Origin of the sequence: Aeromonas media (genome assembly GCF_000819985.1) — a bacterium.
GTDB classification, from domain to species: Bacteria; Pseudomonadota; Gammaproteobacteria; order Enterobacterales; family Aeromonadaceae; genus Aeromonas; species Aeromonas media.
On record NZ_CDBZ01000002.1, the window covers coordinates 1 to 10,232 of the forward strand.

At 63.7% G+C, this 10,232-nt stretch carries 10 protein-coding genes; 5 read left to right on the top strand and 5 right to left on the bottom strand.

Annotation, left to right across the window (positions count from 1 at the left end; translation table 11 throughout):
- The 3 genes from BN1127_RS00010 to BN1127_RS00020 all read right to left on the bottom strand — a co-directional run.
- Positions 1–509 (bottom strand): DUF4381 family protein (locus tag BN1127_RS00010; RefSeq protein WP_042648062.1); only part of this gene is annotated, 509 nt, incomplete at its 3' end.
- Positions 494–1,384 (bottom strand): DUF58 domain-containing protein, encoded by an 891-nt coding sequence (locus BN1127_RS00015; protein ID WP_042648049.1) that lies wholly within the window; start codon positions 1,382–1,384, stop codon positions 494–496. The genes BN1127_RS00010 and BN1127_RS00015, both read right to left, overlap by 16 nt.
- Before the next feature lie 123 nt (positions 1,385–1,507).
- On the bottom strand, positions 1,508–2,458 hold the full coding sequence (locus tag BN1127_RS00020) for an AAA family ATPase (RefSeq protein ID WP_042648050.1): 951 nt from the start codon (positions 2,456–2,458) through the stop codon (positions 1,508–1,510).
- A 194-nt stretch (positions 2,459–2,652) separates the two neighbouring features.
- On the opposite strand from BN1127_RS00020, the gene fadI reads away from it, so the two are divergent.
- From fadI to BN1127_RS00040, 5 genes are all read left to right on the top strand, one after another.
- On the top strand, positions 2,653–3,963 hold the full coding sequence (gene fadI / locus BN1127_RS00025; protein WP_042648051.1) for an acetyl-CoA C-acyltransferase FadI: 1,311 nt from the start codon (positions 2,653–2,655) through the stop codon (positions 3,961–3,963).
- Positions 3,963–6,110: a fatty acid oxidation complex subunit alpha FadJ gene (gene fadJ, locus BN1127_RS00030; protein WP_042648063.1), complete on the top strand. Its 2,148-nt coding sequence runs from the start codon at positions 3,963–3,965 to the stop codon at positions 6,108–6,110. Before fadI ends, fadJ begins: the two co-directional genes overlap by 1 nt.
- Positions 6,111–6,387: 277 nt before the next feature.
- The gene (locus BN1127_RS20950) at positions 6,388–6,528 is read left to right on the top strand and encodes a TIGR02808 family protein (RefSeq protein ID WP_005325161.1); all 141 of its coding nucleotides are present in this window, start codon (positions 6,388–6,390) and stop codon (positions 6,526–6,528) included.
- Positions 6,529–6,717: 189 nt separating this feature from the next.
- A complete protein-coding gene (locus BN1127_RS00035) occupies positions 6,718–7,275 on the top strand; it encodes a YaeQ family protein (protein ID WP_042648052.1) in 558 nt (185 codons plus the stop codon).
- Positions 7,276–7,287: 12 nt separating this feature from the next.
- Complete coding sequence (locus BN1127_RS00040) at positions 7,288–8,172, top strand: AEC family transporter (RefSeq protein WP_042648053.1); 885 nt, start codon at positions 7,288–7,290, stop codon at positions 8,170–8,172.
- An 87-nt stretch (positions 8,173–8,259) separates the two neighbouring features.
- On the opposite strand, the gene BN1127_RS22950 is transcribed toward BN1127_RS00040, so the two are convergent.
- Together BN1127_RS22950 and BN1127_RS00045 are read right to left on the bottom strand one after the other, a co-directional pair.
- Positions 8,260–8,628, bottom strand: a complete 369-nt coding sequence (locus BN1127_RS22950; protein WP_082029897.1) for an HNH endonuclease — start codon at positions 8,626–8,628, stop codon at positions 8,260–8,262.
- Between the two features lie 408 nt (positions 8,629–9,036).
- Positions 9,037–10,230, bottom strand: a complete 1,194-nt coding sequence (locus tag BN1127_RS00045) for an MFS transporter (RefSeq protein WP_042648054.1) — start codon at positions 10,228–10,230, stop codon at positions 9,037–9,039.
- Positions 10,231–10,232 lie beyond the last annotated feature (2 nt).

The following is a 10,232-nucleotide window of genomic DNA, read 5'->3' on the forward strand; positions in this document are numbered from 1 at the left end:
ATCCAGTGCGGCGCGCTGACGCAGCGGCGCCCCCAGCTGAGGTAGGCAAGGCGCAGCCGCGCCCGCTGCGCCTTATCCGGGGTGTCTGAGCCATAGAGCCAGTCCGGCCATTGGCGGGCGCCAAAATGACAGCCCCCCCGGCGGTCGAGCCAGGCGAGCCACTCATTCCCTTGCAGGGCGCGCGCCTCTGGCCAGCGGGCGATGGCCGCCTCTCTCAGCGCGGCCTGCAGGCTCGGCACCAGATCGGCGGCTTGCCAGTCTATCTGGTGTGCCCAGCGGCGCTGACGCCATAGCGTGTTTATCGTGGTTCCGATCAGCAAAGCGGCGAGCACGGCGATCAGCAGCCAGCCCCAGGCCAGCAGACGGGGATCGCTCGCGCTCTCCAGGGGCGGGCCCGGATGGATGTCGCGAAGCTGTCCCTGGATCTCCTGAAGCCGCGTCAGCGAGAAGATCTCGCCAGGCTGGTGCTGGAGGGGGGCAGTTTGAGGGGCGCTCAAAACAGACGGCATCCAGCCTCCTGCCACTGGCGTTGCAGCGGCAAGCCGTTGTCGAGGCGGTAGAGGCGCTGTACCAGGGGCAACAGCTGCTGCTGGCAGGCGTCGGCCTGCTGCCTCGCCGCGGCCTGGTAGCGCCAGCGAAAGAGGGCCTGCCCGGCGTCGAGCCAGCCGCTGCGCTTGCCCGATTGCACCGCCAGTTGCCCCTGCTCTGGCAGGGCTGCCTCCAGGGGATCCCGGATCTGCCAATAGTGGATGTCGTGGCGCTGGCCGAGGCGTTGCAACTGCTGGCAGAGCCCCTGATCCAGGGGCTGATGGTGGCTGATCAGTGTCAGTCTGGCGCCATGGGGCAGGCTGAGGCGCGCCAGGGTCTGGGCCAGGGAGTGAGGCAGAGGGGCGCGATCCAGCCCCGCTTCATAGTGGTGACAGAGCGCCTCCAGCAGGGGGATCAGGGAGTCACGCTGAGACTCGCTGCGGGTCTCCACCCCGTGGCAGACCAGGGTGTTTGCCTGCTTCTCCCCCTGCCAGAGCAAGGCGGCGGCAAGTTCACAGCCGAGGCGGGCCTTGAGCTGGGAGCCAGAGCCGAAATACATGGCGGGGGAGAGATCCAGCAGCAGCCAGTGGGCCTGCTCCTGCTCCTCGGCATACAGCCGGGTGTGGGGGCGGCCGAGGCGGGCGGTGACACGCCAGTCGATGTGGCGCACCTCGTCCCCGGCCTGATAGAGGCGCAGCTCACGAAAATTCAGACCCGGCTGTCGCCCGAGCCGCCCTTGACGCGTCTGGTGAATGCGCGCCCGCTGACCCTGTCTCGCCCACAGCCGGATGGCCAGCAACTGGGACAGGGGCAGGGCGATGTCGGGATGGGCGCGGGGATCAGCGGATCTGGTCATGGGAGCAGATCATCAGGGGTATGGGATAAGATCCAGCAGACGGGCGATCAGGGTGTCGTTGTCGAGGTTGTCCGCCAGGGCCTGATAGCTCGGGATGAATCGGTGGCGCTGGACGGCGGGCTGTCAGGGACATGGGATGGCATCCAGCAGACGGGCGATCAGGGTGTCGTTGTCGAGATTGTCCGCCAGGGCCTGATAACTGGGAATGAGGCGGTGACGCAAGATGGCTGGCGCCAGTTGCTGGATGTCTTCCGGCAGCACGAAGTCACGCCCGGCGAGCCAGGCGCGGGCGCGGGCGGCGCGGGCCAGGCCTATGCTGGCCCTGGGGCTGGCGCCTACCGCAATGAGGGATTCGAGCTCGGGGCAGAGGCCGCTGCCGGGGCGGGTGGCACAGATCAGCTGCACCAGATAGTGCTCTAGCCGGGTCTGCATCTGCACGGCCTGCACCGTGCTGCGAGCCGAGAGCAAGGCGGCCTGGCTCAGGGTCACGGGGGGCGGCGGCAGGGCGTCGCCCCCGGCGTTGAGCTGCAAGATGGCGAGCTCCATGGCGGGGCTGGGGTAATCCACCATGAGTTTGAGCAGGAAACGATCGAGCTGGGCCTCTGGCAAGGGATAGGTGCCCTCCTGCTCTATGGGGTTCTGGGTCGCCGCCACCATAAAGAGCGGCGGCAGGCGCCAGCTCTTCTTGCCCACAGTGATCTGGTGCTCGGCCATGGCCTCCAGCAGGGCGGACTGCACCTTGGCCGGAGCCCGGTTGATTTCGTCCGCCAGCACCAGGTGGTTGAACAAGGGGCCGGGCTGGAACACGAAGCTGGCATCTTGCGGGTGAAACACCTCGCTGCCGGTGAGATCGGCGGGGAGCAGATCCGGGGTGAACTGGATGCGGGCGAAGCGCCCCTCGACGGCGCCGGCCAGCGCCTTGACGGCCCGGGTCTTGGCCAGCCCAGGCGCTCCCTCGATCAACACATGTCCTTCACATAGCAGGGCGATCAGCAGCCCCTCGATGAGGGGGCCCTGTCCCAGGATCTGACTGCCAAGATAGTCCCCAAGTGCTCTGAATTCTGCCGCCGCCATGCAATGAACCCGTTGTTTTTATGGAAGTTGATCTTTTTATACTCCAGTTGGTCCCCAAGGGCGAGGGAGGGGGCCAAGATGGGGACAATTTAGTTTCAATCAGCCGTATGAAAGTTGTGATTGGATTGTTAAGATGTGGCGCTATGAGGTCAGACCTCTCCCTTTTAATCTTCTCGTTTAACCAAGGAGCCAGGATGAAACAGCCATTGAAACTGACGACTCGCCAGGGCGAACGGATTGCCGTCGTGGCGGGTCTGCGAACCCCCTTTGCCAAGCAGGCCACGGCCTTCCACGGCGTGCCTGCGGTGGATCTCGGCAAACTGGTGGTGAGCGAGCTGCTCGCCCGCACCGATCTCGATCCCAAGCTCATCGACCAGCTGGTGTTCGGCCAGGTGGTACAGATGCCGGAAGCGCCCAACATAGCCCGCGAGATCGTGCTCGGCACCGGCATGAGCGTCAGCACGGATGCCTATAGCGTGTCGCGCGCCTGTGCCACCAGTTTCCAGGCGGTAGCCAACGTCACCGAATCCATCATGGCCGGCACTGTCGACATCGCCATCGCCGGCGGGGCCGACTCCTCTTCCGTGCTCCCCATAGGGGTGAGCAAGACCCTGGCCCGCGCCCTGGTGGATCTCAACAAGGCGCGCAATCTGCAGCAGCGTTTCAATATCCTGCGTCGTCTGCGCATCAAGGATCTGATGCCGGTGCCGCCCGCAGTGGCCGAGTACTCCACCGGCCTCTCCATGGGACAGACCGCCGAGCAGATGGCCAAGAGCCACCATATCAGCCGCGAGGCGCAAGATGCCCTGGCCCACCGCTCTCATACGCTGGCGGCGCAAGCCTGGGCCGAGGGCAAGCTCAGTGGTGAGGTGTTCACCGCCCATGTGCCCCCCTACAAGTCGCCGTTGGAGCGGGACAACAACATCCGTGAAAGCTCGGATCTGGCGAGTTACGCCAAGCTAAAGCCGGTGTTTGACCGGCTGCATGGCTCCGTCACCGCCGCCAACGCCACCCCGCTCACCGACGGCGCCGCCGCCGTGCTGCTGATGCGCGAAGGGCGGGCGAAGGAGTTGGGGTTGGAGCCGCTTGGTTATATCCGCAGCTTCGCGTTTTCCGCCATCGACGTCTGGCAGGACATGCTGATGGGCCCCTCCTATGCCACGCCGCTGGCGCTGGACAGGGCCGGTATCACGCTGGCCGATCTGACCCTCATCGACATGCACGAAGCCTTTGCCGCCCAGACCCTGGCCAACCTCAAGATGTTTGCCAGTGCCGAATTTGCCCGCGACAAATTGGGCCGGGATCAGGCCATCGGCGAGGTGGATATGGACAAATTCAACGTCCTCGGCGGCTCTTTGGCCTATGGCCACCCCTTTGCCGCCACAGGTGCGCGCATGATCACCCAGACCCTGCACGAGCTGCGGCGTCGGGGTGGGGGACTGGGGCTCAACACCGCCTGTGCGGCGGGTGGGCTGGGTGTGGCCATGGTGCTGGAGGTTGAATGATGAGCGCTAAGACTTTTTCACTGGATATTCGCAAAGACGGCATCGGCATCCTCACCATAGATGTGCCCGGTGAGAGCATGAACACCCTGAAGGCCGCCTTCGCAGACGAGATCCGCACCGTGCTGGCCGAGATAAAGGGGAACCGCGATCTGATTGGCCTGGTGATCGCCTCCGGCAAGAAGGACTCCTTCATCGCCGGGGCCGACATCAGCATGCTGGCCGCCTGCACCAGTGCCCAGGACGCCGAGACACTGTCGCGGGAAGGGCAGATTGTGTTTGCCGAGATCGAGGCGCTGACCATTCCGGTGATCGCCGCTATTCACGGCCCCTGCCTCGGTGGCGGGCTGGAGCTGGCGCTCGCCTGCCATGGCCGGGTGGTGACCGAACACGGCAAGACGGTGCTGGGGCTGCCGGAAGTGCAGCTCGGCCTGCTGCCGGGCTCCGGCGGTACCCAACGCCTGCCGCGCCTCATCGGGGTGGCCAAGGCGTTGGATCTGATGCTGACCGGCAAGCAGATCAGGGCCAAGCAGGCCAAAAAACAGGGGCTGGTGGACGATGTGGTACCCCCCTCCATACTGCTGGAGTCCGCCATCAAGCTGGCGAAGAAGGGCAAGCCCCGCCATACCCTGAAGCGGGATCTGCAGGGCAAGGTGCTGGAGACCAATGCCCTGGGTCGCAAGGTGCTGTTCGATCAGGCCCGCAAGGGGGTCAAGGCCAAGACCCGTGGCAACTACCCGGCCCCTGAGCGGATCCTCGAGGTGGTGCGCATCGGCGTGGAAGAGGGGATGCAGGCTGGCCTTGCCGCCGAGTCCCGTCACTTTGGCGAGCTGGTGATGACGGCGGAATCTGCCGCCCTGCGCTCGATTTTCTTCGCCACCACAGAGATGAAGAAAGAGGTCAGCTACCAGGGCGCCGAGCCGCGCAAGGTGGCCCATGCCGCCGTGCTGGGCGGGGGCCTGATGGGGGGCGGCATCGCCTTCGTCACCGCCACCAAGGCCGGGGTGCCGGTGCGGATCAAGGACGTAGGGAGCGCCGGCATCGGCAACGCCATGCGCTACAGCTATGACCTGCTGGCCAGGAAGCTCAAGCGCCGCCAACTGCTGCGCAGCGAGCTGGAGAAGCAGATGAGCCTGCTCACCGGCACCCTGGACTATTCCGGTTTCCACCGGGTGGACATGGTGGTGGAGGCGGTGTTTGAAGATCTCGCCCTCAAGCACCAGATGGTGGCGGACGTGGAGCGCGAGTGCGGTGATCACACCGTCTTTGCCTCCAACACCTCCTCCCTGCCCATCCACCAGATAGCGGCCAATGCCGCCCATCCGGAGCGGGTGGTGGGGCTGCACTACTTCAGCCCGGTGGACAAGATGCCGCTCGCGGAAGTCATCCCCCACGCCAGCACCAGCGCCGAGACGGTGGCCACCACCCTGGCCTTCGCCCGGGCCCAGGGCAAGACGCCTATCGTGGTGAAAGACGAGGCGGGCTTCTACGTCAATCGCATCCTGGCCCCCTACATGAACGAGGCGGCGCGCCTGGTGCTGGAAGGGGAACCGGTGGAGGTGCTGGACAGTGCCCTGCTGGACTTCGGCTTCCCGGTCGGCCCCATCACCTTGCTCGATGAGGTCGGTATCGATGTGGGGGCCAAGATCTCCCCCATCCTCGAGAAAGAGCTCGGCGGCGAGCAGTTCCAGGCCCCCAAGGCCTTTGACAAACTGCTGCAAGACGATCGCAAGGGGCGCAAGAACGGCAAGGGCTTCTACCTCTACGGCAAGGCGGCGCCGCGCAACAAGCTCACCGGCAAGGAGGGCAAGAAGACGGTGGACGAGAGCGTCTACGCCGTGCTCGGGGTCAAGGTGTCGCCCAAGCTGGCCCGCCAGGAGATCGCCGAGCGCTGCGTGCTGCTGATGCTCAACGAAGCGGCCATGGCGCTCGACAGCGGCGTGGTGGCCTCGGCCCGTGACGGCGACATAGGCGCCATCTTCGGCATCGGCTTCCCGCCTTTCCTGGGCGGCCCCTTCCGCTACATGGACAGCCTCGGCATCGATCACCTGGTGGGGCGTCTTGAGCACTATCAGAAGCGCCACGGCGACAGGTTTGCCCCTTGCGCCCGCCTCAAGGCGATGGCGGTGGAGCAAGCGCGCTTCTACTGATCCGCGAGGCTCATATCAGCCCGCCGTGCGCGAATGCAGGTGTGACAAGAAGGCGACCCCGGGTCGCCTTCTTTCATTTTTTGACGGCGCCGTTGGGAAAACAGGCCAGATTTCATCCATTCCCACCCTGAATAATTGATCTGGCGCAAACTTGCCCCCTATTTATTACTTTGGTGGCATAGGACTCAGGTGCGGGTTGAGGTCAAATAGCCTTATCAGGAGCGGGGACTACCCCGTCACGAAAGGGACACCCATTTCACTGGATGAAGGACACACTATGAGTCTGCTTGAACAAACCATCTGGAACATATTGGGATACGGGGCCATGCCCTTTATCTTCCTGAGTGGCTTCGTGGCCGTGGCAGTGACCTGCTGCCTGCTGCTCAATGCCTTCGGGGTCAAGTCCGCCGAGAAGTGAGTCACTCTCGTTAATGCCGCCAAATGCCAGTCTCACGACTGGCATTTGTTTTATGTGTCTTTTAACGCATTTATCCAGGCTAAGGCGGGGAAAACTGTGGTCAATATGGTCGAACCCGGCGGCCATTTTGATTACACTGGCGCCCGGCATGTCCGCCCCTTTCTCTTTTATCAGGTGTTCACGATTTCTATGGCGCTCAAGGCAACCATCTTCAAGGCCCAGATCAGCTTGTCTGACATGGATCGCAATCTCTATCAGGACTACTCCCTCACCCTGGCCCGTCACCCCTCCGAGACCGACGAGCGAATGATGATCCGGCTGGCGGCCTTTGCCTGGCACGCCGCCGAGCGGCTGGAGTTCACCAAGGGACTTTCGGCGGACGACGAGCCCGAGCTCTGGCGCAAGAACTATTCCGACGAGATCGAGCTCTGGATTGAACTCGGCCAGCCCGACGAGAAACGCCTCAAGAAGGCGTGCAACCGCTCCCGCCAGGTGGTGCTCTATCTCTACGGTGGCCGTGGCACCAGCGTCTGGTGGAAGCAGAACCAGGGCAAGCTTGGCCTGCACGACAACCTGACCGTGATCGAGCTCTCCGACAGCCAGACCCTGCCCCTGACCGCCATGGTGGAGCGCACCATGCAGCTCACCTGCACCATCTCGGACGGCCAGCTCTGGGTCAGCAACGGCACCCTGGAGGTCACCCTGGATCCCGTGGTGCTGATGGGACGCGCCGCCCGCGAACTCTAAGACGGACTCCCCATGCTCAGTGCACTGCTCGATATCGTCATCCCGGTGTTTGCGGTGGCGGGCCTCGGCGCCCTCTACGGACGGCTGCGGCCGGGCGGTGACCTGGGCTACGTCAACCGGGCCAATATCGAGCTATTTACCCCGGCGCTGGTCTTCTCGGCGCTGGTGAAATACCCGCTGGATCTGGCGGCCCACCTGCCGCTCATCGCGGCCGGGGCCTTGGTGATACTGCTGCCGGGCCTGCTGCTCTCCCTGCTCAGACTCAAGGGCATAGAGCGAGCGGCGCTCATCTTGCCCGCCATGTTTCGCAATACCGGCAACCTCGGCATCCCGCTGATGGTGCTGGCCTTTGGTGAGCAGCAGCTCGGCGCCATCGTCATCCTCTTCGTGCTCTCCAATCTGCTCCACTTCTCGGTGGGCATGTTTATCCTCTCGGCCAATGCCTCGCGCTGGCTCTGGCTGCGCAGCCCCATGCTGTGGGCGGCTCTGGCAGGACTGCTGGTGGCCAACTTGCAGATCCCGCTGCCGGACTATCTGGTGACCAGCGCCTCCCTGCTCGGCCAGATAGCGGTGCCCCTGATGCTGTTTGCCTTAGGCATCCGGCTGATGGAGGGGGAGCTGGGCCACCTGGGGCTGGCGCTTAAATGCAACCTGCTCTATCTGCTGGCGGGGGGGATCTCTCTTGGGATCGCCGTCTGGCTGCTGCCCCTGGATCCTGACTGGATACCGCTCCTGACACTCTCGGTGGCGCTGCCCCCGGCGGTGCTCAACTACATGCTGTGCGAGCAGTACCTGTGCCAGCCCGACAAGGTGGCCAGCATAGTACTCGGTGGCAATGCGCTCTCCGTGCTGGTGATCCCCCTGGCAGTCTGGCTGGCGCTGCATCTGGGGAGTTGACCCGGTTTTTTCAAGGACGCCTGATGGCGTCCTTTTTATTGCTATCGCGAATGTCCGATTACGCTTTGCTCATCGAACCTACGGCTCCTAAACCCGATTGGTTCTGTTCCCCTTGACCTTGCTGGTGATCCCTTTCGGAAACCAGCCCCCTTTACCCACCCGTGCCCGTACCTTTTTTTGATACTGCTCAGGGGATAGCACCTTGGGGGTTTTGTGGCGGGTGCCGTAGCAGTGCCGACAGGCGGCAACGATATTAGAGGGCTGATCAGAGCCCCCATTGCCGCGTGGCTTTAAATGCTCTCCTGTGCACTGCAATAGCCGGGCTTCGGCAGGGGTTAGGCTGTACTGATGCATCAGTGCGGCAGGGGAGGATTCCCACATAGGCAGTCCGCAATAGAAGCAGTGAAAGGATTGGCGAACGGCAGCTTGGTGGCGTTGTTTGGCGATGTTACCCATGGTCGTGACCTCAATAAATTTGATATTGAAGTCCGTAACGGTATGGATTGAATGATTGTCGGACGGACTTCGGTTCAAGTTGAAGTCCCGTCGGCCTGACTGGCTCAGAGCGGGTACTGACCGGCACAACCGGATCAGCCTTACACCGCTCTCCACAGATACAGCGGCAGTCAATTAATAGCGGCAGATCCATTGATTGTAAAGCCAACAAAACAAGAGGATATACATGGCATCGTAGATGCAAACAGGTCCATTCATGGAGGTATTATGGAAGGTACTGCGTATATATCTGACTAGAGTGCGATAGATGCCAAGCATATCGCCTTGTTTCGGGTTAGACGAAGGGGGGGCGGGGGAGAGCGGAGAGGGAGGAATGAGATAAAAACTGGACGGCCAAGGCCGCCCTGTTTATTGATGGGTGGCGGGTTGTGGCTGACCATCCTTGCGTAGCTGGGTATAGAGGCCAAACCCGGCCAGCAGGCCGGTGAGGGCCAGCAGCAGCCAGATGGCCGTGGCAGGGCGGCTGCCTGCATCCCCCAGCATAAAACCGATCTGCAGGTTGCCAAAGAGCGCCATGCAGCCCCCGGCGCTCGCATAGAAGCCGTAGTAGCTGGCGAGCTGCTCTGGGGGCGCGTAGCGGGGCAACTGGGCGGCAAAGAGCGGGAAGCAGAGGATGGAGCCCAAGGAGAGCAGGGCCACCTGCGCCAATACCCCCGCCGTCGGCCAGGGGGCCAGCAGGGGCAGGGCCAGATAGCTCAGGCCCATCAGCCCTATTCCGAGCCCCATGGCGAGTGGCACCCCAAGATGGCGTTCCACCAGACGGGACGCCGGCAGCTGGAGCAGGACGCCGATCACCGCCGAGAGGGTGAAGACGCCGCCGAGCAGCTGGGTGGCGTCCGGCAGGCTCTGGATATGGGCGGGCAGGGCGAGATAGAGCTGGTGGAACAGGATCTGGTAGCTGCCCGCCAGCAGGGTGAACATCATAAAAGGGCGCTGGCGCAGGATCTCCCGCCATTGGCGCAAAATGGCGCCGCGCGGGCTCTGGTTGTTCACCGGGCGTTTGGGCAGCACCCGATACTGCAACACCCCGAGCAGGGCGAACAGGCTAGCCGCCAGAATACCCGTCAGGGCATAGCTCTGCTGGGTCAGGGTCAGGCCGACCAGAGGACCGAGCAGCATGCCCGCCTGGCTGGCGAGATTGTGCAGGGCGAAGGCGCGCTGACGCTGATCGGGCGCGCTGCATTCGCTGGCGAGATAGGCCTGGGCGCAGGGGGTGAAGAGGGCCCCGGCAAAACCGGTGAGGGTCGCCGCCAGCAGCAGTATGGGCAGGGACTCGGCCCAGCCGAGCAGCACGAAGCCGACCGAGCGCACCAGGCAGCCCCAGACGATGGCGGGGTGATAGCCGATGCGATCCCCAAGGGTGCCCCCCAGCAGAAACAGCCCCTGCTGGCTGAAGACCCGCATCCCCATGACCAGGCCACAGGCCCAGCCGGCGAGGCCAAGTCCGCTGCCCATGTGCTGGGCGAGGAAGGGCATCATCATGTAAAAGCCGAGGTTGAACGCCAGACCATTGATGATGAGCAGGCGGGCGGCCGGGCTCATGC

Excerpts from the sequence above, each read along its gene's own strand:
- fadJ (WP_042648063.1), top strand. The coding sequence starts at position 3,963 with ATGAGCGCTAAGACTTTTTCACTGGATATTCGCAAAGACGGCATCGGC.
- fadI (WP_042648051.1), top strand. The coding sequence starts at position 2,653 with ATGAAACAGCCATTGAAACTGACGACTCGCCAGGGCGAACGGATTGCC.
- BN1127_RS20950 (WP_005325161.1), top strand. The coding sequence starts at position 6,388 with ATGAGTCTGCTTGAACAAACCATCTGGAACATATTGGGATACGGGGCC.
- BN1127_RS00015 (WP_042648049.1), bottom strand. The coding sequence starts at position 1,384 with ATGACCAGATCCGCTGATCCCCGCGCCCATCCCGACATCGCCCTGCCC.
- BN1127_RS00020 (WP_042648050.1), bottom strand. The coding sequence starts at position 2,458 with ATGGCGGCGGCAGAATTCAGAGCACTTGGGGACTATCTTGGCAGTCAG.
- BN1127_RS22950 (WP_082029897.1), bottom strand. The coding sequence starts at position 8,628 with ATGGGTAACATCGCCAAACAACGCCACCAAGCTGCCGTTCGCCAATCC.
- BN1127_RS00045 (WP_042648054.1), bottom strand. The coding sequence starts at position 10,230 with ATGAGCCCGGCCGCCCGCCTGCTCATCATCAATGGTCTGGCGTTCAAC.
- BN1127_RS00040 (WP_042648053.1), top strand. The coding sequence starts at position 7,288 with ATGCTCAGTGCACTGCTCGATATCGTCATCCCGGTGTTTGCGGTGGCG.
- BN1127_RS00035 (WP_042648052.1), top strand. The coding sequence starts at position 6,718 with ATGGCGCTCAAGGCAACCATCTTCAAGGCCCAGATCAGCTTGTCTGAC.